At 72.6% G+C, this 22,877-nt stretch carries 22 protein-coding genes; 11 read left to right on the top strand and 11 right to left on the bottom strand.

Annotation, left to right across the window (positions count from 1 at the left end; genetic code table 11):
* Window positions 1-4: 4 nt before the first annotated feature.
* The 3 genes from ABT232_RS28470 to ABT232_RS28460 all read right to left on the bottom strand — a co-directional run bounded on the left by ABT232_RS28470 (window position 5) and on the right by ABT232_RS28460 (window position 4,074).
* Window positions 5-1,012 (bottom strand): CopD family protein, encoded by a 1,008-nt coding sequence (locus ABT232_RS28470; protein WP_351844981.1) that lies wholly within the window; start codon window positions 1,010-1,012, stop codon window positions 5-7.
* A gap of 59 nt (window positions 1,013-1,071) precedes the next feature.
* On the bottom strand, window positions 1,072-2,478 hold the full coding sequence (locus ABT232_RS28465; protein ID WP_351844979.1) for a CoA transferase: 1,407 nt from the start codon (window positions 2,476-2,478) through the stop codon (window positions 1,072-1,074).
* 66 nt (window positions 2,479-2,544) lie between these two features.
* Window positions 2,545-4,074, bottom strand: a complete 1,530-nt coding sequence (locus ABT232_RS28460; protein WP_351844977.1) for a S8 family peptidase — start codon at window positions 4,072-4,074, stop codon at window positions 2,545-2,547.
* 305 nt (window positions 4,075-4,379) lie between these two features.
* On the opposite strand from ABT232_RS28460, the gene ABT232_RS28455 reads away from it, so the two are divergent.
* The 3 genes from ABT232_RS28455 to moaA all read left to right on the top strand — a co-directional run bounded on the left by ABT232_RS28455 (window position 4,380) and on the right by moaA (window position 7,492).
* Window positions 4,380-4,736 carry a DUF485 domain-containing protein gene (locus tag ABT232_RS28455; protein WP_351844975.1) on the top strand — a complete coding sequence of 119 codons (357 nt, stop codon included), beginning with the start codon at window positions 4,380-4,382 and terminating at the stop codon, window positions 4,734-4,736.
* Window positions 4,733-6,355, top strand: coding sequence for a monocarboxylic acid transporter (locus tag ABT232_RS28450; RefSeq protein ID WP_351844973.1), 1,623 nt, complete (start codon window positions 4,733-4,735; stop codon window positions 6,353-6,355). Before ABT232_RS28455 ends, ABT232_RS28450 begins: the two co-directional genes overlap by 4 nt.
* Before the next feature lie 147 nt (window positions 6,356-6,502).
* Window positions 6,503-7,492, top strand: coding sequence for a GTP 3',8-cyclase MoaA (gene moaA, locus ABT232_RS28445; protein ID WP_351845065.1), 990 nt, complete (start codon window positions 6,503-6,505; stop codon window positions 7,490-7,492).
* 39 nt (window positions 7,493-7,531) lie between these two features.
* Here moaA and ABT232_RS28440 read toward each other — a convergent pair whose 3' ends face one another.
* Both ABT232_RS28440 and ABT232_RS28435 read right to left on the bottom strand, forming a co-directional pair.
* Entirely contained in the window at window positions 7,532-7,750 is a 219-nt protein-coding gene (locus tag ABT232_RS28440) for a hypothetical protein (RefSeq protein ID WP_351844971.1), read from the bottom strand.
* A gap of 192 nt (window positions 7,751-7,942) precedes the next feature.
* Window positions 7,943-8,332, bottom strand: a complete 390-nt coding sequence (locus tag ABT232_RS28435) for a DUF3099 domain-containing protein (protein ID WP_351844969.1) — start codon at window positions 8,330-8,332, stop codon at window positions 7,943-7,945.
* 247 nt (window positions 8,333-8,579) lie between these two features.
* Between ABT232_RS28435 and ABT232_RS28430 the strand changes: the two genes are divergently transcribed.
* Window positions 8,580-8,858, top strand: coding sequence for a GlsB/YeaQ/YmgE family stress response membrane protein (locus tag ABT232_RS28430; protein WP_351844967.1), 279 nt, complete (start codon window positions 8,580-8,582; stop codon window positions 8,856-8,858).
* Window positions 8,859-8,972: 114 nt separating this feature from the next.
* Here ABT232_RS28430 and tyrS read toward each other — a convergent pair whose 3' ends face one another.
* From tyrS to ABT232_RS28415, 3 genes are all read right to left on the bottom strand, one after another.
* On the bottom strand, window positions 8,973-10,241 hold the full coding sequence (tyrS, locus tag ABT232_RS28425; protein ID WP_351844965.1) for a tyrosine--tRNA ligase: 1,269 nt from the start codon (window positions 10,239-10,241) through the stop codon (window positions 8,973-8,975).
* A 79-nt stretch (window positions 10,242-10,320) separates the two neighbouring features.
* Window positions 10,321-11,715, bottom strand: a complete 1,395-nt coding sequence (locus ABT232_RS28420; protein ID WP_351844963.1) for a metallopeptidase TldD-related protein — start codon at window positions 11,713-11,715, stop codon at window positions 10,321-10,323.
* Window positions 11,712-13,235 carry a TldD/PmbA family protein gene (locus tag ABT232_RS28415; RefSeq protein ID WP_351844961.1) on the bottom strand — a complete coding sequence of 508 codons (1,524 nt, stop codon included), beginning with the start codon at window positions 13,233-13,235 and terminating at the stop codon, window positions 11,712-11,714. Before ABT232_RS28415 ends, ABT232_RS28420 begins: the two co-directional genes overlap by 4 nt.
* Window positions 13,236-13,488: 253 nt before the next feature.
* Between ABT232_RS28415 and fabG the strand changes: the two genes are divergently transcribed.
* The 3 genes from fabG (at window position 13,489) to ABT232_RS28400 (ending at window position 15,518) form a co-directional block, all read left to right on the top strand.
* Window positions 13,489-14,208, top strand: a complete 720-nt coding sequence (gene fabG, locus ABT232_RS28410) for a 3-oxoacyl-[acyl-carrier-protein] reductase (RefSeq protein ID WP_351844959.1) — start codon at window positions 13,489-13,491, stop codon at window positions 14,206-14,208.
* A gap of 5 nt (window positions 14,209-14,213) precedes the next feature.
* Window positions 14,214-14,981 carry an enoyl-ACP reductase FabI gene (gene fabI / locus ABT232_RS28405; RefSeq protein ID WP_351844957.1) on the top strand — a complete coding sequence of 256 codons (768 nt, stop codon included), beginning with the start codon at window positions 14,214-14,216 and terminating at the stop codon, window positions 14,979-14,981.
* A 183-nt stretch (window positions 14,982-15,164) separates the two neighbouring features.
* The gene (locus ABT232_RS28400; RefSeq protein WP_351844955.1) at window positions 15,165-15,518 is read left to right on the top strand and encodes a hypothetical protein; all 354 of its coding nucleotides are present in this window, start codon (window positions 15,165-15,167) and stop codon (window positions 15,516-15,518) included.
* Here the strand turns inward: ABT232_RS28400 and ABT232_RS28395 are convergent.
* Window positions 15,493-16,188 carry a FadR/GntR family transcriptional regulator gene (locus ABT232_RS28395; protein ID WP_351844953.1) on the bottom strand — a complete coding sequence of 232 codons (696 nt, stop codon included), beginning with the start codon at window positions 16,186-16,188 and terminating at the stop codon, window positions 15,493-15,495. The two genes, ABT232_RS28400 and ABT232_RS28395, sit on opposite strands and share 26 nt — an antisense overlap.
* Before the next feature lie 124 nt (window positions 16,189-16,312).
* Between ABT232_RS28395 and ABT232_RS28390 the strand changes: the two genes are divergently transcribed.
* The 4 genes from ABT232_RS28390 (at window position 16,313) to ABT232_RS28375 (ending at window position 19,092) form a co-directional block, all read left to right on the top strand.
* Window positions 16,313-17,689: a CynX/NimT family MFS transporter gene (locus tag ABT232_RS28390; protein WP_351844951.1), complete on the top strand. Its 1,377-nt coding sequence runs from the start codon at window positions 16,313-16,315 to the stop codon at window positions 17,687-17,689.
* Window positions 17,690-17,856: 167 nt separating this feature from the next.
* Complete coding sequence (locus ABT232_RS28385; protein ID WP_351844949.1) at window positions 17,857-17,973, top strand: SGM_5486 family transporter-associated protein; 117 nt, start codon at window positions 17,857-17,859, stop codon at window positions 17,971-17,973.
* Between the two features lie 328 nt (window positions 17,974-18,301).
* A complete protein-coding gene (locus tag ABT232_RS28380; RefSeq protein WP_351844947.1) occupies window positions 18,302-18,508 on the top strand; it encodes a hypothetical protein in 207 nt (68 codons plus the stop codon).
* Window positions 18,509-18,573: 65 nt separating this feature from the next.
* Window positions 18,574-19,092: a SixA phosphatase family protein gene (locus tag ABT232_RS28375; RefSeq protein ID WP_351844945.1), complete on the top strand. Its 519-nt coding sequence runs from the start codon at window positions 18,574-18,576 to the stop codon at window positions 19,090-19,092.
* Between the two features lie 71 nt (window positions 19,093-19,163).
* On the opposite strand, the gene serB is transcribed toward ABT232_RS28375, so the two are convergent.
* Both serB and ABT232_RS28365 read right to left on the bottom strand, forming a co-directional pair.
* Window positions 19,164-20,372 carry a phosphoserine phosphatase SerB gene (gene serB, locus ABT232_RS28370; RefSeq protein ID WP_351844943.1) on the bottom strand — a complete coding sequence of 403 codons (1,209 nt, stop codon included), beginning with the start codon at window positions 20,370-20,372 and terminating at the stop codon, window positions 19,164-19,166.
* A 308-nt stretch (window positions 20,373-20,680) separates the two neighbouring features.
* Window positions 20,681-22,708 (bottom strand): streptophobe family protein, encoded by a 2,028-nt coding sequence (locus ABT232_RS28365; RefSeq protein ID WP_351844941.1) that lies wholly within the window; start codon window positions 22,706-22,708, stop codon window positions 20,681-20,683.
* Window positions 22,709-22,877 lie beyond the last annotated feature (169 nt).

The raw sequence follows: 22,877 nt of genomic DNA, 5'->3' as shown, positions 1-22,877 counted from the left end.
GCCCTCACCAGCGGATCGGCACCGGCAACGCCGTGAGCAGCCCCGACACCGCGACCACCACCGCCAGCACCGCCACCTCCGCCCGCGCGGGCGAGGCGGCGGTCAGCGGGTCGGCCGCGCGGGACAGCCGCAGCCGGGCCCACAGCGCCAACGCGGCGACGGCGACCACGAGGAGCACCTTGGCGAGCAGGGTGCGCCCCCACGCCGTCGCCGTCAGCTGTTCCAGCACCGTCTCCGGCGGCATCCGGCGCAGGGTGCTCGCGACGCCGGTCGCGGTGAGCGCGGCGAGCAGTACGGCCGCCACGCGCGCGTAGAGGCCCAACAGGGCCGCGCCGAAGGGCCCCGCGCCCCACAGCCGCAGGGTGCGCAGCGCGTACAGCAGTCCGCCCGCCCACAGCGACGCGCACAGCACATGGATCAGCGTCAGACCCGAGCCGATCAGCGGGCTGTACTCGGTCGTCGGGTGCGCGCGCAGCGCCTCCGCGACGGCGACGGCGCTCAGCGGCCACACCTGGCTCGCCGGGCGGCCCGACAGGGCGCACAGGCCTGCCAGCGCGAACGCGTTGACCTCCAGCAGGGCCAGCTTGCCGTCGCGGGAGGCGTACAGGCCGCCGACGTCGATCTGGCCGGGGTCGTCCGGCACCAGGTTGCCGGTCGCCACCACCGAGGCCAGCCCCAGCGCCGCGAGGAACCCGGCACCGGCCGCCCACGCCGCCCAGCTCCGTGGCCGGGCGGCCGGGGCGCCGGGCAGGGTGCGGGCCAGCCGGCCCACGAACAGCTCTCCCAACGGCACGCACAGCGCGGCGAACAGAACCGTGCGCAGCAGGGCGATGCCGCCGACGCCGGGCGCCGCGGACTCGCCGGTGCCGCGCAGCGCGGCGGACGGCCCGAGCAGCGGGATCAGCGCGCCCAGGGCCACCAGGAGCAGTACGGCGACGGCCCCGCCGGTCCCGGCCCGCCGGGCGGGGCGGTCCGTGCCGTGGTCCTCGGCGGTGGGTCGTATCAAGGTCACCTCAAGATCGTCATCAGGGGAGCGAACGGGGGGACGGGACCGGGCGAGTGTCCCGCCGGTCACTCCCAGCGCGCGGGGTCGGACCCCCACGGCCCGGGCGGGCGAGCCCAGTCGCCGGGCCCGCCCTCGAAGGCCACCGGCGGCAGCGCGTACCGCAGCCGGCCGAGCGCGCTGTCCCGCTCGGCGAGCCAGGGACCGGCGCCGTCGTACCCGGCGTCTTCGTGTCCGGCGTCGTCATGTCCGGAGCCCACCGCGCCCTCGTCGGCCGTCACCTCGTCGGCCGTCACCTCGTCCGTCAGCCACCGCGCCGTGCGCGCCAGTGCCACCCGGACGACCCGGCCGGTCCCGTCGTACGACCGCTCCGTGAGCGCGCGCAGGACGCCCGCCGCGAGCAGGTGTCCGGAGCCGTGGTCCAGGACCTGCGCGGGCAGCGCGCCGGGCCGGTCCGGCGCGCCCTCGGCGACCGCGATGCCCGTGGCGGCCTGCACCAGGCTGTCGAAGCCGCGCCGCCCGCCCCACGGCCCGTGCGGCCCCCACGCCGACAGCTGGGCCACCACGAGTCCGGGCCGCCGCTCGGCCAGCGCCTCGGGGGAGAGCCCGAACCGGTCCAGCGCGCCCGGCCGGTAGCCGGTGACGACCACGTCGGCCGCCGCCAGCAGTTCCTCGAAGGCACGCCGGTCGGCCGCGAGGTCGAGGAGCGCGGACCGCTTGCCGAAGCCGGTGTCGGTGTGCGCGTCGAGGAGTTCGGGAAGGGCCGGCGGGTCCAGGCGCAGCACGTCCGCGCCGAGCAGGGCGAGGGTACGGGTGGCCACCGGCCCGGCCAGGACCCGGGACAGGTCCAGCACCCGCAGCCCGGCGCACGGCAGCAGGGGAGCGCCCTCCAGCGGCGCGAGCACGCGCGCGTGGGCGGTGCCGAGGCGACCGTGCTCGACGAGCGGCAGGCGTGCCACGGCCGCCGCCTGCGGGTGCCCGGCCCACTCCTCGGGCGTCCGCACGGCGAAGGCGAGACCGCCCGCGGCGTGGACGGCGTCCTCCACCTCCAGGGCGGTCCGCCCGGCCAGCGCCGCCGCCACACCGTCCGCCCCGACCCCCAGCGCGGACAGCAACCGCTGCTCGTGGTGCGGGTAGTTGGCGTGGGTGCGCACCCAGCCGTCCGCCGTGCGCCAGAACCGCGACAGCGGCGCGAAGCCGACCGGCGCGCGCCCGTCGACGAGGAGATGGCGTTCGCTGGTGAACGCGGTGGCGACCGCCCCGTCGTCCACCCGCACCGCGGGCACCCGGTCGAGCCCGGCCCGCCGCGCCGCCAGCTCGGCGGAGGCCAGCGCGCACACGGCCGCGCAGGCCCGGGCCGCCTCGCGCACCGGCAGCCTGGCCGCCGGCGCGCCCGGCCGGTTCGTCACGGAGATCCTGCCGACCAGGTCGGGGTCCCCGCCGATCGCGGACCACGCGGAGGAGATGTTCTTCATGGATGAACTATGCCGGGCCGCGCGGAACACCGCGCGGCCCGGCATCGGGAAAGACCCCGGGGAGAGCTACTTCACCGCGTCCAGCGCGTTGACGATGCCGAAGCCGTAGAAGCCGTTGACGCGCTTGGCGCCCTCGCACACGGCGTCCTGGTCCCCGTCGCCGTCCTGGTCGTAGGAGGCGGGGCAGCCCGGGTTGTCGGCCTGCGCCTTCAGCAGCGCCTGGAGCTGCGCCGGGGTGGCGTACGGGTGCTCGGACTTCAGCAGCGCGGCGACACCCGCGGCGTGCGGCGACGCCATCGAGGTGCCCTGGAGGAAGCCGTACTGGTTGTTCGGCATCGTGGACAAGATGCGGCCGTTCTTCGACGGCGTGTCCGGGATCTGGTAGAGCCGGTCACCGCCCGGCGCCGCCACGTCCACGACACCCTTGCCGTACGAGGAGTAGTACGACTTGAGGTTGTTCACGCCCGTCGCGCTGACCGTGACGATGCCCGGCAGCTGGGTCGGCACGTCGAAGCACTCGTGCGGGTCGATGGTGCGCTCGACCGGCGTGGAGTCGTCGGGGCTGGAGTCGTCGACGATGGCGTCGGAGTCCAGGTCGTGGTTGGAGTTGCCCGCCGACGCCAGGTGCAGCGTGCCCTTCTTCTGCGCGTACAGCTGCGCCCGGTTGACCGCGTCGACGATGGCCCGCTGGTCGGGGTCGTCCATGCAGTTGTAGAGCCACGGGTCGACGTAGTAGCTGTTGTTCGTGATCTCGACGCCGTGGTCGGCGGCGAACACGAACGCGCAGACGACGCTCTCCGGGTAGAACAGCCCGTTGTCCGGGTCGCTCACCTTGATGCCGGACACCTTCACGCCGGGCGCCACACCGGCGACACCGACGCCGTTGCGGGCGGCGGCGATCTCACCGGCCACATGGGTGCCGTGGTAGTCGCCGGCGGTGTACGGCCGCCAGGCGCCCTCGCTGGTGTCCGCGACGCCGCCGACGCAGTTGGCGGACTGCGAGGCGGAGAAGTTCGGGGCCAGGTCCGGGTGGGTGTCGTCGACGCCGGTGTCGATGACGGCGACGGTGACCTTCTCGCTGCCGGGGTTGATCTGCGCGGCCTTGTCGGCGCCGATGGCCCGCAGGTCCCACTGGTCGGCCTCCAGCGGCTCACTGCCCGCCGTGGCCGCCGAGGCCGCCTCCACCTTCGCGGCCTCCGCGGCCGTCAGGTAGTCGGCCGCGCCCTGGTCCGTGGTGCCCTGGGCGACCAGCGGCGCGGTGCGCGTGGCACCCGCCGACTGCACGCCCCGGACGGTGCGTATCTGCTTGGCGAAGTCGGCGTTCGCCGAGTGCACGACGATCACGCCGATCTTCTCGTACGTCGTCACGACGGTGCCGCCGGCCGCGGCGACGGCCTTCTCGACCGCCGCGATCGTGTGCTTGTCCACCTTGGTGTTCACGACGTACGCCAGCTCGGGCGCGTCCGCCGCCTGCGCGGCGGCGTCCAGGCGCGGCGCGGCCGAGGCGGTCGCGGGCAGGAAGCCGAGCGAGGCGGTCAACGACAGCACGACGGGCACGGCGAGTGCGAGTCGGCGTCTGGAGCGCAGATGAGCCATGGGGTCTCCACATCATCCCGAAACGAAACCGGCCCGAGACACAGGTGGCGCTCGGGCAGGTGCATGACGATGGTGCAGAGGGACGCTATCCCCCGAACTCGCTGGCCAGCAATGCGTAACCGCGATGACTTCACAGATTTACGGCGATCGGCGTTGAACCGCTTCCCGGACGGCGCCGTGACGTTGGACAGAAGGCCCGGGCACCAGCGGGCCCCCTGTCGGATCACGCCGGGGGCCACTAACATCGCCGCCCGTTCCTGTGATCCAGATCACCCATGTCGCAATCCGCACCGCGAGGAGACTCCGTGGCCACCGACGCACCGCCCCCACCGAAGACGGAACACCGGCTCCCGTCCAGCGAGGAGTTCACCAGGGTGCAGGAGAGTGCGGAGTTCGGTGAACTGCGCCGCTCCTACCGCTCCTTCGCCTTCCCGCTGACCGTCGCCTTCATCATCTGGTACCTGCTGTACGTCCTGCTCTCCAACTACGCGGGCGACTTCATGGGCACCAAGCTGTTCGGCAACATCAACGTGGCCCTCGCCCTCGGCCTCGCCCAGTTCCTCACCACGTTCCTCATCGCCTGGTGGTACGCGCGGCACGCCGCCGCCAAGCTCGACCCCAAGGCCGAGGCCATCAAGTCCCGCATGGAGGCCGCCGAATGAACACCGCCGCGATCACCCTCGCCGCCGGTGAGGCGAGCGAGCACCGCGGGCTGATCATCAGCCTCTTCGCGGTCTTCGTGCTCGGCACCCTGGTCATCACCATCTGGGCCGGCCGGCAGACCAAGGACGCCGCCGACTTCTACGCCGGCGGACGCCAGTTCACCGGCTTCCAGAACGGCCTCGCCGTCTCCGGCGACTACATGTCCGCCGCGTCCTTCCTCGGCATCGCCGGCGCCATCGCCCTCTTCGGCTACGACGGCTTCCTGTACTCCATCGGCTTCCTGGTCGCCTGGCTCGTCGCCCTGCTGCTCGTCGCCGAACCGCTGCGCAACTCCGGCCGCTACACCATGGGCGACGTGCTCGCCTACCGGATGCGCCAGCGCCCGGTCCGCACCGCCGCCGGCACCTCCACCATCGTCGTGTCGATCTTCTACCTGCTGGCCCAGATGGCGGGTGCGGGCGTCCTCGTCTCGCTGCTGCTCGGCATCACCAGCGACGGCGGCAAGATCGGCATCGTCGCCCTGGTCGGCATCCTGATGATCGTGTACGTCAGCATCGGCGGCATGAAGGGCACCACCTGGGTGCAGATGGTCAAGGCCGTCCTGCTGATCGCGGGCGCCCTGCTGCTCACCTTCCTGGTCCTGCTGAAGTTCGACTTCAACATCTCCGACCTGCTCGGCACCGCCGCCGAGAACAGCGGCCAGGGCGCCGCCTTCCTGGAGCCCGGCCTCAAGTACGGCGCCACCGGCACCACCAAGCTCGACTTCATCTCGCTCGGCATCGCCCTGGTGCTCGGCACCGCCGGCCTGCCGCACATCCTGATCCGCTTCTACACCGTCCCCACCGCCCAGGCCGCCCGCAAGTCCGTGATCTGGGCGATCGGCCTGATCGGCGCCTTCTACCTGATGACCCTCGCCCTCGGCTTCGGCGCCGCCGCGCTGATCAGCCCCGAGGAGATCACCAGCTCCAACAAGGCCGGCAACACTGCCGCCCCGCTGCTCGCCCTGCACCTGGGCGGCGTCGACTCCAGCTGGGGCGCGATCCTGCTCGCCACCATCTCGGCGGTCGCCTTCGCCACCATCCTCGCGGTCGTCGCCGGCCTCACCCTGGCCTCGTCCTCGTCGTTCGCCCACGACATCTACGCCAACGTCATCAAGAAGGGCACGGCCACCGAGAAGCAGGAGATCAGCGCCGCCCGCTGGGCCACCGTCGGCATCGGCGCGGTCTCCATCGTGCTCGGCGCCCTCGCCCGCGACCTGAACGTCGCCGGCCTGGTCGCCCTGGCCTTCGCGGTCGCCGCCTCCGCCAACCTGCCGACCATCCTCTACAGCCTGTTCTGGAAGCGCTTCACCACCCAGGGCGCCCTGTGGTCGATCTACGGCGGCCTGGTCACCGCGGTCGGCCTGGTGCTGTTCTCGCCGGTCGTCTCCGGCAAGCCCACCTCGATGTTCCCCGACGTGGACTTCCACTTCTTCCCGCTGGAGAACCCGGGCATCATCTCGATCCCGGTCGGCTTCCTGCTGGGCGTCATCGGCACCCTGCTGTCGAAGGAGGAGCCCGACAAGGCCAAGTACGCCGAGCTGGAGGTCCGCTCCCTCACCGGCACCGGCGCGCACTGATCCCGCCGCCACCGGGGGCCGCGTCGTAGAGACCTACCACGCGGCCCCGTCCCACCTCGTGGGATCGGGCCCTGTCGTTGTCGGCGCCGTCACGTAGGCTCACTGGTGACGAAAGATGTGTGGTCCGTGACGAGGGAGGGGGCCCACGTGCTCATCGACACCTACGGCCGGGTGGCCACCGACCTTCGGGTCTCGCTGACCGACCGCTGCAACCTGCGCTGCACCTACTGCATGCCCGAGGAAGGCCTGCAGTGGCTCGCCAAGCCCGATCTGCTCACGGACGACGAGATCGTCCGCCTCATCGACATCGCGGTCACCTCGCTCGGCATACGAGAGGTCCGCTTCACCGGCGGTGAGCCCCTGCTCCGTCCCGGCCTGGTCGGCATCGTGGAGCGCGTCGCCGCCCTGGCCCCGCGCCCCCAGATGTCGCTGACCACCAACGGCATCGGCCTCAAGCGCACCGCCGCCGCCCTCAAGGCCGCCGGCCTGGACCGGGTCAACGTCTCCCTGGACACCCTGCGCCCCGACGTCTTCAAGACCCTCACCCGCCGCGACCGCCACAAGGACGTCCTCGAAGGCCTGCACGCCGCCCGCGAGGCCGGTCTCACCCCGGTCAAGGTCAACTCGGTGCTGATGCCCGGCCTCAACGACGACGAGGCTCCCGATCTCCTCGCCTGGGCCGTCGAGCACGACTACGAACTGCGGTTCATCGAGCAGATGCCGCTGGACGCCCAGCACGGCTGGAAGCGCGACGGCATGATCACCGCGGGCGACATCCTCGCCTCGCTGCGCACCCGCTTCGAGCTGACCGCCGAGGGCGAGCAGGCCCGTGGCTCCGCCCCGGCCGAACGCTGGCTGGTCGACGGCGGCCCGCACCGGGTCGGCGTCATCGCCTCGGTCACCCGCCCGTTCTGCTCGGCCTGCGACCGCACCCGCCTCACCGCCGACGGCCAGGTCCGCACCTGTCTGTTCGCCACCGAGGAGACCGACCTCAGGGCCGCCCTGCGCTCCGGCGCCCCCGACGAAGAGGTCGCGCGCCTCTGGCGGCTGGCGATGTGGGGCAAGAAGGCGGGCGCGGGCCTCGACGACCCGACGTTCGTCCAGCCCGACCGCCCGATGTCGGCCATCGGAGGCTGACCCGCGGGGCGGGGCCGACCCGCGGGGCCACGGCCCTCGTCAGCCCTCCGCGTGCTCCCATTCCTTCAGCAGCACGACGTCCTTCAGGAAACCGCGTACCCCGAGGAACTGCGACAGATGCTCGCGGTGCTCCTCGCACGCGAGCCAGGTCTTGCGCCGCTCCGGCGTGTGGATCTTCGGGTTGTTCCAGGCCAGCACCCACACGGCGGCGTCCCGGCAGCCCTTGGCGGAACAGATCGGGGAGGTCTCGTCACTCACTGCTTCGTCTCACCAGCGCACAGAAAAAGCGACGCCGAGCAGCCACGGGGGGAGCTGCCCGGCGTCGGTCCATCGCTCCGACGGGGGATGCGGAGCGCGTACGAAGTATGTCACGGGTAACCGGTTGCCGGGCACCGGGACAACACTATTGATCTGAGCTTTTCTTGAGCTTGGAGCGGCCCGCCGACCGGGTCAGTTCCCGCGTTCAGCCCGTGGCCCGGCCGCCGGATCAGCCGCGGCGCCCTCCGGCGCGGATTCCGCCGTGCCCTCCGCCGACGACGGTCCGATCATGGTCCGCGGCGGCATCGCCACGAACGTCGACGGCAGCGACGGCGCGTTCTCCCGGCCGGCGTTCGCGACCACCACCGCGATGTAGGGCAGCACCGCGCCGAGCACCAGGGCCACGATCGCGACATGCCGTTCCACGTTCCAGAGCACCGCGGCCAGGATCACCGACAGAGTCCGGACGCTCATCGAGATGACGTACCGGCGCTGCCGCCCGCGCACGTCGTCCTGAAGGCTCTGCCGGGCTCCGGTGATCCGGAACACCTGGGCGCCGCCACCATCCCCTTGCTTCCGCATCACATTCCACCATCCGCCCGCATCGGACTCTCCCGGCCCGTTCCCACGTCCGCCGCACCGGTCGGGACGCCAGGGCCCGGACAGCTCAACGGTACGCCGCGCCTGCGCCGCCCACGAGACCGGGGCACCCCACGGCCTGCGTGAACGCCGTCACCCGTGCACCGTACGGCCGCGCCCGACGTGCGCCGTACGGGGTACGGGCCGAGACTGGCCGTACAGCTCACGTCGAGCCGACGAGGAGGAAACCATGGGCTGGTTGTGGGCGATCATCGTGGGATTCGTGCTGGGCCTGATCGCCAAGGCGATCATCCCGGGCAAACAGCACAGTCCCCTCTGGCTGGTCACCATCTTCGGCATGCTCGGCGCGATCGCCGGCAACGCCATAGCGCGAGGCTTCGGCGTCGAGGAGACCTCGGGCATCGACTGGAGCCGGCACATCTTCCAGCTCGTCGCCGCGATCGTCATCGTGGCCGTCGGCGACATGGCCTACATGGCCACCTTCGGCAAGCGAAGGCACCGCGTCTGACAATGAGCGCACCCGAAGGGGGCGCGGGGAACTGCGCGACCGGCCACGACGAACCCGCGGCCGAACAGAACCCCGCGCCCCGACGGCGCAAACCCGGGCGCACCCGGCGGAGCGCTACGCGCTGACGACCTCGACCGCCGCCAGGTTCTTCTTGCCCCGCCGCAGCACGAGCCAGCGCCCGTGCAGCAGCTCCTCCTTCGCCGGCACGGCGTCCTCCGCGGCGACCTTCACGTTGTTCACGTACGCGCCGCCCTCCTTCACCGTGCGCCGCGCCGCGGACTTGCTGGCGACCAGGCCGACCTCGGCGAACAGGTCGACGACCGGACCCAGCTCGGTGACCTGGATGTGCGGCACCTCGGACAGCGCCGCCGCCAGCGTCCGCTCGTCCAGCGCGGTCAACTCGCCCTGGCCGAACAGCGCCTTCGACGCGGCGATCACCGCGGCCGTCTGGTCGGCCCCGTGCACCAGCGTCGTCAGCTCCTCGGCGAGCGCCCGCTGCGCGGCCCGCGCCTGCGGCCGCTCCTCGGTCTGCCGCTCCAGCTCCTCCAGCTCCTCTCGGGACTTGAAGGACAGGATCCGCAGGTAGCGGGTGATGTCCCGGTCGTCCACGTTCAGCCAGAACTGGTAGAACGCGTACGGCGTGGTCATCTCCGGGTCGAGCCAGACGGCGCCGCCCTCGGTCTTGCCGAACTTGGTGCCGTCCGCCTTGGTCATCAGCGGAGTGGCCAGGGCGTGCGCCTCGGCGCCCGGCTCCAGCCGGTGGATCAGGTCCAGGCCGGCCGTGAGGTTGCCCCACTGGTCGCTGCCGCCCTGCTGGAGCGTGCAGCCGTAGCGCCGGTAGAGCTGGAGGAAGTCCATGCCCTGGAGGATCTGGTAGCTGAACTCCGTGTAGCTGATGCCCTCGGAGGACTCCAGACGGCGGGCGACCGAGTCCTTGGTCAGCATCTTGTTGACGCGGAAGTGCTTGCCGATGTCCCGCAGGAACTCGATCGCCGACAGGCCCTCGGTCCAGTCGAGGTTGTTGACCATCACGGCCGCGTTCTCGCCCTCGAAGGACAGGAACGGCTCGATCTGGGCGCGCAGCTTGCCGACCCAGCCGGCGACCGTCTCCGGGTCGTTCAGCGTGCGCTCGGCCGTCGGGCGCGGGTCGCCGATCAGGCCGGTGGCGCCGCCGACCAGCGCCAGCGGCCGGTGCCCGGCCTGCTGGAGCCGGCGCACGGTGAGCACCTGCACCAGGTGCCCGACGTGCAGCGACGGCGCGGTCGGGTCGAAGCCGCAATAGAACGTGACGGGACCGTCCGCGAGCGCCTTGCGCAAAGCGTCCTCGTCAGTGGACAGGGCGAACAGCCCACGCCACTTCAGCTCGTCGACGATGTCCGTCACGGTTCTCGTATCTCCTTGGATGATCTTCGGCAGGTCTTCGGACGATCCTGGCGCGGTCGGGCGACCGCCGCCTACGAGGTTATACGCCCCGGCTGACAGAGCTCATATTGAAATCGGGCACCCGCAGCGGCGGCATCGCGGCCCTGGTGAACCAGTCGCTCCACTCCCGGGGCAGCGTCTTCTCGGTGCGCCCGGCCTCCGTGGCCCGGCCCAGCAGACCGACCGGCGACTCGTTGAACCGGAAGTTGTTCACCTCGCCGGTCACCTCGCCGTTCTCCACCAGGTACACGCCGTCCCGGGTCAGCCCGGTGAGCAGCAGCGTCGCCGGGTCGACCTCGCGGATGTACCACAGGCAGGTCAGCAGCAGCCCGCGCTCGGTGGCGGCCACCATCTCGTCCAGCGAGCGGTCGTCGCCGCCGTCCAGGATCAGGTTGTCGATGCTCGGCGACACCGGCAGCCCGGTGAGGTCCGCGCTGTGCCGGCTGGTGATCAGGTGCTTCAGCTCGCCCTGGCCGATCCACTCGGTGGCCCGCAGCGGCAGCCCGTTGTCGAACACCGAGGAGTCGCCGCCGGAGGAGTGCGCGAGCACGAACGGCGCGGACTGCAGGCCCGGCTCGTTCGGATCGCTGCGCAGGGTCAGCGGCAGCTCGCTGAGCCGCTCGCCGACGCGGGTGCCGCCGCCGGGCCGGGAGAACACCGTGCGGCCCTCCTCGGCGTCCCGGCCCGAGGCGGACCACATCTGGTAGATCAGCAGGTCCGCGACCGCGGTCGGCGGCAGCAGCGTCTCGTACCGCCCGGCGGGCAGCTCGACGCGGCGCTCGGCCCAGCCGAGGCGTACCGCCAGCTCCGCGTCGAGCGCTGCCGGGTCGACGTCCTTGAAGTCCCGCGTGGAGCGCCCGGCCCACGCCGAGCGGGTGCGGTCGGGCGACTTGGCGTTCAGCTCCAGCGTCCCGTTGGGCTGGTCGTGACGCAGCCGCAGGCCCGTCGACGTACCCAGGTAGCTGCTGGTCAGCTCGTGGTTGGCGAAGCCGTACAGCTCCCGGCCGCCCGAGCGGGCGCGGGCGAACGCCTCGCCGAGGGCGGGCGCGAAGTCGGCGAACACGGCCGAGGAGGTCTCGGCGGGCCGGTCGGTGAAGTCGGGGGAGGCGGGCACGTCCGTGACCAGCGGCCGGGCGTCCTCGGCGGGCGCGGCACCGCGCGCGGCGGCCTCCGCGGCCCGGACCAGCGGCTCCAGCTCGGCCGCGGTGACGGCGGACCGGGACACCACGCCGGAGGCCGTGCCCTCCTTGCCGTCGACGGTCGCGATCACGGTGAGGGTGCGCCCGCGCGTGACGCCGTTGGTGGTGAGCGCGTTGCCCGCCCAGCGCAGATTGGCGGTGGAGTGCTCGTCGGCGATCACCACGCACCCGTCGGCCCGGGACAGCTCCAGGGCCCGCTCGACGATCTCGTGCGGCTTGTTCACGGGGGCGCTCATCGACCGGCCTCCTGCGTCGTGTTGAGGATGTTGACGCCCCGGAACAGGGCGGACGGGCAGCCGTGGGAGACGGCGGCGACCTGGCCCGGCTGGGCCTTGCCGCAGTTGAAGGCGCCGCCCAGGACATAGGTCTGCGGGCCGCCGACCGCGGCCATCGAACCCCAGAAGTCGGTGGTGGTCGCCTGGTAGGCGACGTCCCGGAGCTGCCCGGTGATCCGCCCGTTCTCGATCTTGAAGAACCGCTGTCCGGTGAACTGGAAGTTGTACCGCTGCATGTCGATGGACCAGGACCGGTCCCCGACGACGTAGACGCCCCGCTCGACGCCGCCGATCAGGTCCTCGGTCGACATCCCGGCGGGATCCGGCCGCAGCGACACATTGGCCATCCGCTGCACCGGGACATGCCCGGGGGAGTCGGCGAAGGCGCACCCGTTGGACCGCTCGAACCCGGTCAGCCTCGCGATCCTGCGGTCCAGCTGGTAGCCGACGAGCGTGCCGTCCTTCACCAGGTCCCAGGACTGCGCCTCGACGCCCTCGTCGTCGTACCCGACCGTCGCCAGGCCGTGCTCGGCGGTGCGGTCGCCGGTGACGTTCATCAGCTCCGACCCGTAGCGCAACTTGCCGAGCTGGTCGAAGGTGGCGAAGGAGGTGCCCGCGTACGCGGCCTCGTAGCCCAGCGCGCGGTCCAGCTCGGTGGCGTGGCCGATGGACTCGTGGATGGTCAGCCACAGGTTGGACGGGTCCACGACCAGGTCGTACAGTCCCGGCTCCACGCTCGGCGCCCGCATCTTCTGCGCCAGCAGCTCCGGCATCTCGGCCAGCTCGGCGTCCCAGTCCCAGCCGGTGCCGGTCAGGTACTCCCAGCCCCGCCCGACCGGCGGCGCCAGGGTGCGCATCGAATCGAACTCGCCGCTGGACTCGTCCACCGACACCGCGGTCAGCTGCGGATGCAGCCGCACCCGCTGCTGGGTGGTCACGGTCCCGGCCGTGTCGGCGTAGAACTTGTTCTCGTGCACGGTGAGCAGCGAGGCGTCGACGTGGTCCACCCCGTCCGCCGCCAGCAGCCGCCGGCTCCACTCGGCCAGCAGCCCCGCCTTCTCCTCGTCGGGCACCGTGAACGGATCGATCTCGTACGACGAGATCCACGTCCTCTCCGCATGCACCGGCTCGTGGGCCAGCTCCACACGCTCGTCCGCCCCGGCGGCCTTGATGACCTGCGCGGACAGCTTGGCCATCGCCACCGCCTGGCCCGCCACCCGGGCCGCCGCGTCCATGCTCAGATCCACCCCGGACGCGAACCCCCACGTGCCGCCGTGCACCACCCGGACCGCGTACCCGAGGTCGGTGGTGTCCGAGGACCCGGACGGCTTGCCGTCCCGCAGCCGCCAGGACGCGCTGCGCACCCGCTCGAACCGGAAGTCCGCGTGCTCCGCCCCCAGCGCCCGGGCCCGCGCCAGCGCGGCGTCGGCCAGGGCGCGTAGCGGAAGCGCCGTGAAGGCTTCGTCGATGGTATGAGGCACCGAGGTCTCCCTGCTGTCGTCACCTGTCGGCTCCGATCATGTCGCGCCCGCGGGGTCGCGGACCACACGTTTGCGCCGGGCGTCGGCGGCTTTCTGTAGGGACTCGACAGTGAGTCCCCTGCGCCACTGTCGGTGCCCGAATGTCCGAGGCCGGGAGGCGACCGATAGGTTTTCGGGGAAGCCGCCTGTCGTCGCCGCCTGTAGTCCAGGTGCTCGGGCGGCGGTATCAGACCGCTATCGAAAGGGTGATCCGTTGAGCCGCTCGGTTCTCGTCACCGGAGGCAACCGGGGCATCGGCCTCGCCATCGCCCGCGCGTTCGCCGACGCCGGCGACAAGGTCGCGATCACGTACCGTTCGGGCGAGCCGCCGGCCGCCCTCACGGAGCTGGGCGTCCTCGCCGTCAAGTGCGACATCACCGACGCCGAGCAGGTGGAGCAGGCCTACAAGGAGATCGAGGCCGAGCACGGTCCGGTCGAGGTGCTGGTGGCCAACGCCGGCATCACCAAGGACCAGCTGCTGATGCGGATGTCCGAGGAGGACTTCACCTCGGTCATCGACACCAACCTCACCGGCACCTTCCGGGTCGTCAAGCGCGCCAACCGCGGCATGCTGCGCGCCAAGAAGGGCCGCGTCGTCCTCATCTCGTCGGTCGTCGGCCTGCTCGGCTCCGCGGGCCAGGCGAACTACGCCGCCTCCAAGGCCGCCCTGGTCGGCTTCGCGCGCTCCCTCGCCCGTGAGCTGGGGTCGCGCAACCTCACCTTCAACGTCGTCGCGCCCGGCTTCGTCGACACCGACATGACCAAGGCGCTCACCGACGAGCAGCGCGACAGCATCGTGTCGCAGGTCCCGCTCGGCCGGTACGCGCAGCCGGAGGAGATCGCCGCGACGGTGCGGTTCCTCGCCTCGGACGACGCCTCGTACATCACTGGAGCCGTCATCCCCGTTGACGGCGGACTGGGAATGGGTCACTGATCACCATGAGCGGAATCCTCGACGGCAAGCGCGTCCTGATCACCGGTGTGCTGATGGAGTCCTCCATCGCCTTCCACACCGCCAAGCTGGCCCAGGAGCAGGGCGCCGAGATCATCCTGACCGCGTTCCCGCGGCCCACCCTGACCGAGCGCATCGCCAAGAAGCTGCCGAAGCCCACCAAGGTCATCGAGCTCGACGTCACCAACGACGAGCATCTGGGCCGCCTGGCCGACATCGTCGGCGAGGAGCTGGGCGGCCTGGACGGCGTCGTCCACTCCATCGGCTTCGCCCCGCAGGACGCCCTCGGCGGCAACTTCCTCAACACGCCGTTCGAGTCGGTCGCCACGGCCATGCACGTCTCGGCTTACTCCCTGAAGTCGCTCACCATGGCCTGCCTGCCGCTGATGCAGAACGGCGGCTCGGTCGTCGGCCTCACCTTCGACGCCCAGTACGCCTGGCCGCAGTACGACTGGATGGGCCCGGCCAAGGCCGCCCTGGAGGCCACCAGCCGCTACATGGCGCGTGACCTGGGCAAGCAGAACATCCGCTGCAACCTCATCTCGGCCGGCCCGATCGGCTCCATGGCCGCCAAGTCCATTCCGGGCTTCAGCGAGCTGGCCTCCGTCTGGGACAGCCGCTCCCCGCTGGAGTGGGACCTGAAGGACCCCGAGCCGGCCGGCCGCGGTGTCGTCGCCCTGCTCAGCGACTGGTTCCCGAAGACCACCGGCGAGATCATCCACGTCGACGGCGGCCTGCACGCCATCGGCGCCTGATCCGCTCCTGGGCGACCGCGTACGACCCGTACGTGACCGACGCCCCGTCCCCCGCACCGCGCGAGGGGCGGGGCGTCGCCCGTTCGGCCTACCCGGCCGGGCGGGGCCGGCCGACCTGCGGGCACTCTGGAGTACGCGTCCACCTCACGCGTCCCTCCCCAGCACGGCCGAGGAGGTCCCCTTGTGCGCCTGTTCCGCTGCCTGGCCTCAGTGACCGCCGCCCTCGCCCTGGTGCTGACCCTCGCGTACGAGGCGATGCCCCACGCGCGCGTGCAAGCGGCTTCCTCCGACCCGCCCGAGCCGTTCGGCGCCGAGTGCCGCACCCGGATCCGCGGCTCCGAGGTGACCGCCCTCTGCCACAACCCCTACGTCGACACCGACCGCGTACGGCTGCACATCGAGTGCGACCGGTGGTGGGACCTGGACACCGACAGCGCCCCCGTCGACGCCGGACCGGCCGAGACCGTACGGCTGACCGGCCGCTGCTGGATGGAGGTCCGCGCGGTGTGGGTCAGCCACCAGAACCGGGGGAGCTGAACCGGCCAGGACGGCACAGGAACGGATAGCCCGCCGCCTCCGTCCCGGCCGTCTCCGCGTCCCCCGCGCGGATGGCGTCCACCAGCCGCGCGTGGTCCATGTACGTGTCCGGGGTCAGCTCCTCGCCCACGTCCTCGCGCAGCCAGTCCCGCAGCACCTCGCCCAGGTCCGCGTACATCGCGGTCATGACGTCGTTGTGGGAGGCGGCCACCACGGCCAGGTGGAAGGTCGCGTCCGCGGTCACGAAGGTCTCCGCGTCGCCCGTCTCCCAGGCCTCCTCACGCCGCACCAGCAGCGCGTCCAGCTGCTTGAGGTCCTTCTCGGTGCGCCGCTCGGCGGCCAGCTTGGCGGCGGCCGACTCCAGGGTGGAACGCAGCTCCGCGATGTGCCGGGGGTCGGCGCCCGCGAAGCGGCGGTGCATCACGCCGGCCAGCTCGCTGGTCGCCACCACATAGGTGCCGGAGCCCTGGCGGATGTCCAGCAGGCCGTTGTGCGCCAGCGCCCGGACCGCCTCGCGGACCGTGTTGCGGGCGACGCCCAGCTGCTCGACCAGCTCGGGCTCCGTGGGGATCCGCGAACCGACCGGCCATTCGCCCGAGGTGATCTGGTTGCGCAGCTCGGCGATGACCTGCTCGGACAGCGCCGAACGGCGGGGGTGGCTCAAAGGCATGGCACACCTTCGCACGGGACGGGCGGCCACGGACGCCAGGGGCGCCGGGAGTGCCGGGTGCAGTGGAGGCGGCACGGACGCCGAGGACGCCGGATGAGTGGACAACCAATCATCCCATGATTCTATGATGGGCCGCATGGCTCGCGAGGAAACACGGACACGGACGAGGACACGGACGGGGACACGGACAGGGAACGCCCCGAAGGTTTCGGACGCCCACCAGGTACCCGGATCGGCCCCGGCCGGCACCGGCGGACCGGCACACAGTGGCATCACGCGCGCGTGGACCGTACGCCTGGTGGTCGTCGGCATCATGCTGTCCGCCGTCAACCTCCGCCCCGCCATCACCAGCCTCGGCGCCCTCCTGGAGGAGGTCCGCGACGGCCTCGGCATGAGCGGCAGCGTCGCCGGACTGCTCACCTCCGTGCCCCCGCTCTGCTTCGCCGTCTTCGGCGTCATGGCGCCCCGCCTGGCCCGCCGCTTCGGCCCCGTCGCCGTCGTGTGCGCCGGCATGGCCGCCATCACCATCGGCCTGCTGATCAGGCCGTACACCGGCGGCGTGGCCGGCTTCCTGGCCGCCAGCGCGCTCGCCCTGATGGGCATCGCGGTCAGCAACGTGCTGATGCCGGTCATCGTCAAGCGCTGGTTCCCGGACCGCGTCGGCACCATGACCGGCGCCTACTCCATGGCCCTCGCCCTGGGCACCTCCACCGCGGCCGCCGCCACCGTGCCGATGACCGACGCGCTCGGCGGCGACTGGCAGTCCGGCCTCGCGGTGTGGGCCGCCCTCGCCGCGGCCGCCGTCCTGCCGTGGCTGCCGGTGCTCCGGGACCGGGGCGGCTCCTCGGGGACCGCACCGGGCGAGACCGACGCCGAGGCGGGGCGAGGGATGCGCGAGGACCAGGCGGCTCCGCTGCGGATCACCCGCAGCCGCACCGCGTGGGCGCTGGCCGTCTTCTTCGGGCTCCAGGCCACCGCCGCGTACATCACGATGGGCTGGATGGCGCAGATCTTCCGCGACGCCGGCGTCTCCGCCGGTACGGCCGGTCTGCTGCTGGCCGTCACCATGGTGATGGGCGTCCCGCTGGCCTTCGTCATCCCGCGCCTGGCCACCCGGCTGCCCCACCAAGGGCCCATCGTGCTCGCCCTCGGCGTCTGCGGCCTCGCCGGCTACGCGGGGCTCCACCTCGCCCCGGCCGGCGGCGCCTGGGCCTGGGCCGTGCTGCTCGGCGTCTCGAACTGCGCCTTCCCGCTGGCCCTGACCATGGTCGGCATGCGCGCCCGCTCCGGCTCGGGCGTGGCCCAGCTGTCCGCCTTCGCGCAGAGCACCGGCTACCTGATCTCCATCCCCGGCCCGCTCCTGGTGGGCGTGCTCTACCAGCACAGCGGCGGCTGGGGTCAGCCGATCGCCCTGATGATCGCCCTGATGATCCCGCAGATGGCCGTCGGCTGGCTGGCGGGCCGCGACCGCACGGTGGAGGACGAGGCGGCGGCAGGCTGAGCCCGGAGGTTCGGCGCAGGGGCCCGGGCGGGACAGGACCGGCCTAGGCGGGGCGGGACACCGGGCGGGGCAGGAGGCTGGCGGGGCGGGGCCCCGGCGGGGCAGGACCCTGGCGGGGCAGGACCCCCGGCGGGGCGGGCGCGGGAGGCGGGTGCGAGACTTGCGCCATGCCAGCGCTCGACCCGAACCCCCAGAACGGCCAGAAGAAGCTGCTGATCATCTTCGGCTCGTTCTTCGCCATCTTCTTGATCATCGCCGTCATCGCAACGATCGCCGCGCCATAGTCCGCGAGCCGCGAGCCGCGAGCCGCGGGCCGCGGGCCACGTGGGCCGCGGGCCGGCTGTGGCCGGCCGTGGGCCATGCGCCGCAGGCGGTGAGCCGCCATGTCCCGGGGACCATGGGCTGTGCAGGACGTAGGCCGCGTAGGCCGTGGGGGCATACGCCATTGGCCGTCCCGTGTCGGTGGGGCTAGCCCCACCATCCCCTAGGGGGTGAGGCTCAGGGTCAAGTGGGTGGATCACCGGATGGGTCGACGGCTCCCGATTCCGTAGCGTCGAAGTGTGGCCGCGGGAGGCGGACCACACCAGTCGAGGACGGATCCACGGAGGCATCATGTCGGCACGCACCCAGCCCAGCCCCCGCCCCGCCGGCACCCGCGGCGTCGACACCCGGCTGCCCTGGTGGGCCCTCGCCCTGCCGGCGCTCGCCTTCGTCGCCCTGCTGACCCTCATCCTGAACCCGGCCGACGCCCATGCCGCGGGTGGCGACCCCGCCATAGCCCGGCTCCTGGAGCACGTCCGGGAACTGCTGACCCGCTGAACGCCCGCGGAGCCGCCCGTCAACTCCCTGCGCCCCATGGCCTGTTTCATGCGAAGCTGGGAGTCATGAGCGTCGCAGAACCCCGCAGGATCGTCCTCTTCCGGCATGCGAAAGCCGACTGGCCCCAGGTGAACGACCACGAGCGGCCGCTCGCCGAGCGAGGCCGCAAGGACGCCGCCGAAGCCGGACGCAGACTGGCCGACACCGGCATCCCCGTCGACCTGGCACTCTGCTCCACGGCCACCCGGACCCGTGAGACCTGGAAGCTCGCCGTCCACGAGTTCTCGCACCGGCCGAAAACGGTCTACGAGGAGCGGATCTACGAAGCCTCGCCCGGCGAGCTGATCGCCGTGCTCAACGAAACCCCCGACGACGCCCAGAACCTCCTGCTGATCGGCCACAACCCCGGCGTGCACGGCCTCGCCGAGGTGCTCGCGGGCTCGGCGGAGGAGGACGCCCGTCAGCGCATGACCCGCCGGGGCTTCCCGACCGCCGCCTTCGCGGTCCTGTCCTTCAGCGGCTCGTGGAAGACCCTGGAGCCGGGCGCGGCCACCCTGCTCGACTACTGGGCCCCGAGCGAGTAGCCGACGCCCGCACAGCCGAAGGGGCCGGCACCCAGCGGTACCGGCCCCGCAACCCTTCGGGGTGCGCTCGCTCAGCTCTCCTCGTGCGCGTCCGCCGCCTCGACCTCTTCCCGGGTGACGCCCAGCAGGTACAGCACGGTGTCGAGGAACGGCACGTTCACCGCGGTGTGCGCCGCCTCCCGCACCACCGGCTTGGCGTTGAAGGCGACCCCGAGCCCGGCCGCGTTCAGCATGTCGAGGTCGTTCGCGCCGTCACCGATCGCCACGGTCTGCGACAGCGGTACGCCCACCTCCGCGGCGAACCGGCGCAGCAGCCGCGCCTTGCCCGCGCGGTCCACGATCTCGCCGGTGACCTTGCCGGTCAGCTTGCCGTCGACGATCTCCAGGGTGTTCGCCTGGGCGAAGTCGAGCCCCAGACGCTCCTTGAGGTCGTCCGTGACCTGGGTGAAACCGCCGGAGACCACGCCCACTTGGTAGCCGAGCCGCTTCAGCGTACGGATCAGGGTGCGGGCGCCCGGCGTCAGCCGGACCTCGCTGCGCACCTTGTCCACCACCGAGGCGTCCAGCCCCTCCAGCAGCGCCACCCGCGCGTGCAGCGACTGCTCGAAGTCCAGCTCTCCGCGCATCGCCGCGGCCGTCACCTCGGCGACCTGCTCCTCGCAGCCGGCGTGCGCCGCGAACAGCTCGATCACCTCGTCCTGGATGAGGGTCGAGTCCACGTCCATGACGACCAGCCGCTGGGCGCGGCGGTGCAGGCCCGCCGCGACGACCGCGATGTCGACGCCGAGCGCCGCCGCCTCGGTGACCAGGGTGGTGCGCAGCGGTTCGGTCTCCACACCGGACACCGCGAACTCCACGGCGGTGACGGGGTACTTGGCGAGCCGGAAGATACGGTCGATGTTGCCGCCGGCCTTGGTGATCCTGGAGGCGATCGCGGCGGTGGCCTCCGCGGTCAGCGGGTGGCCGAGCACCGTCACCAGGGAGCGGCCGAGGCCGCGCGGACGGTTGTCGCCGAGGCCGGAGATGATCTCGGCCTGCATCTTCATCGACTCCGCCCAGCTGTGGACGGTGGCCCGCAGGTCGCCCTCCAGCCCGCTGGGCGGCTCGGTCACGAGCGCGCACAGCACGATCCGGCCCCGCGTGACGACCTGCTCGATGTCGACCACGTCGACGGAGTAGGCGGCGAGGGTGTCGAAGAGTCCGGCCGTGATGCCCGGCCTGTCCTTGCCGAAGATCTTGACGAGGAGAGTGGGGACGTCAGAGGTCTGCGAAGCGCTCATGGTGCTCCAACGGTAACCGGCACCCAGTGCCGCCCGCCCGCGAGGTCCGCCTACCGGACACGGAACTCTGGACGTCGGGCGGATGACGCCGACCTGACGAGTCGCTCAGGCACGGCGGCGGGCACTTGGCGGAGGGGCAGGGGGCGGTCCAAGGGCTCGCGCCGGCGGGAGGGACGCGGTGGCGGAGACGGTGACCGCCTCGGCCACGAGGCACGCACACCTCGGGTCACCGAGGTTCAGTCGGGGCCCTGAACCGGCCTACCTGTCGGCGCCCTGAACCTGCCTACCTGTCGGGGCCCTGAACCTGCCTACCTGGGCCTGCCCGGCGGCAGAGGCGGCGGAGGCGGTGGCGGTCCCTCCTCCGGGGAGGTCGGCGCCCGCCTGCCGGGTCGCGAGTCCGACGACCTCCGGGGCGAGCGCGGCGGCGGTCCCACCGGCCGCACCACGGTCGGAGCACCGTACACATCGTCGGCCACCCCCTCCGGAACGCCCTCCGGCACCCCCTCCGGCACACCCTCCAGCACGCCCTCGGGCGCCCCCACCGCACCCCCACACCCGGATCCCCGCGCACCCCGCCGCAGCACCCGCGTCTCCCGATCCCGCGCTCCCTCGGGCGCCCCGTCCACAGCGCCGGCCCTTCCAGGTGCCCCGCCCGCACCGCTCGCCCCTTCGCGCGCCCCGCCCGCGCCGCTCGCCCCTTCGCGCGCCCCGCCCGCAGCACCCGCACCCCCGCCCGCGGACCCCCCGCCCCGCCGCAGCACCTCCGTCTCCCGGTCCCGTACCCCCTCCGGCAGCCGCAGGTACGGGTTCGTCGCGGGGTTGGGGGGCCGGTACGGCGTGCCCGGTGCGTACGGCCCGGGCCCGCCCATGAGCTCCGCCCCGCCGCGCGTCACGTCACCGCGTGCCAAGGGCGCCGCGCGTCGGCCCGCGGCGCCGGTCGTCGAGGTGAGCAGGGCCCCCAGGACGCCGGCCCCCGCGCCCCACGCCGCGCCGAGCAGCACCGCCATGCCAAGGTGCTCGCGCAGTTCCAGCCGCGCGCCGAAGGCGTCGAAGCCGAGCACCGACAGGGAAGCGTCGAGGGAGACCTCGGTCAGCAGGCCCAGCAGCGGCAGCGCGAGAGCGGTCGTCAGGCCGAGACGCAGCGCACAGCGCCCGGCGAAGCCGGCGGCGCCCCGGCCCGGCGGACTGCCACCGTCGGGACCGGGGCCGACCTCCACCGGCGTCCGGACCGCCTGCAGCACACCCGCCAGCAGCATCGCCAGCGCCGCCGCCACCCCCAGCAGCCACACCCGCCCGTCCAGCTCCGCGAGCCGTCCCAGGGTGACCGGCTGGTCGGAGTCGACGAGCAGATCGTCGAGCGGGTCGGGCAGGAAGCGGGTGAGCGCCCCGGAGGCCTCGCCGTCCCAGGGCACGAGGAGGCCGACCGGCAGCCCGAGCCACACCCCGTTCGGCGCGCCGAGCAGCGCGGCCCCCGCGATCCGCTTCGGGTGGTCGTCGCCGAACGCCGCGTACGCCGCCGCCGCGCAGCCCGCCGCCACGGCCAGCAGCAGCACCGTGACGAGCGCCGACACGACCGGCCGCACCACGCGGTGCACGGGCTCCCAGCCGCGCGGCAGCGGAGTGCGGCGCGAGGCGAGCAGCGCGATCAGCAGCACCCCGGCCACCCAGGCCGCGCCGCCCAGCAGCGTCGGCACGGTGTCGACGGTGAACCCGACCGCCGCCTGCGCGTCGACGAGGTCGCCGAGCCGGTCGGGCAGCAGCTCCCCGATGTCCCCGATGTCCCCGACATCTCCGAGCCCGGGGATCTCGATGCCTCCGGAGCCACCGGCGCCGGAACCGGAACCCGATCCGCCGGGCAGGTCGTCGAGCCCCAGCGCGCCGCCGTCGAGGGTGATGACGTCGTGCCCTGCCCAGGCCAGCCCGCCCAGCATCGCCACGAACAGCGCCACCACCGCCCCCGCGCGGGCGAGGAGTTCGGCCGGGGAGACGACAACTCCCGCCGCCCGCAAGGACCGCAGGAAGAACCAGGACAGGAACAGCGCACCGGCCAGACTCACGCCCAATGGCGTGATCTCGACGGCGGTCGTGGCCTCGGCGCCCTCCAGGCCGAACACGGACACATCGCCGGACGGCGTGACCGAACCACCCGCACCGAGCGCCACCACCGCCGCGGTCATCGGCCCCAGCGAACCGGCCGAGTCGGCCCCCAGCAGGTGCAGCCCGAGCGCGGCCGTCCCCGCCATACCGATCAACGCCCAGCTCACGGCGGCGATCGCGGACAGCAGGACATCGACCCAGGGCACCTTCGTGCCGTACCGCGCGGTCTCGACGCTCATGGCAGACCCCCGATCCGCGGCGCGGCGCGACTGCCGCGCTTGTCCCCCTCGCGGGGGATTACCACTCTCCGGGCAGGTTTCAACCCCCGTCAACGACAACGCTTCGATGCGCCCGTGCGCGGTCTTCACAAGGCCCGACTTTCGGTCAGGGGGCCGCTCCTGAAATAGT

The organism is Streptomyces sp. NPDC001532 (assembly GCF_040298625.1).
In the GTDB taxonomy this organism is placed as follows: domain Bacteria; phylum Actinomycetota; class Actinomycetes; order Streptomycetales; family Streptomycetaceae; genus Streptomyces.
This window is presented reverse-complemented; position numbering and strand designations above follow the sequence as displayed.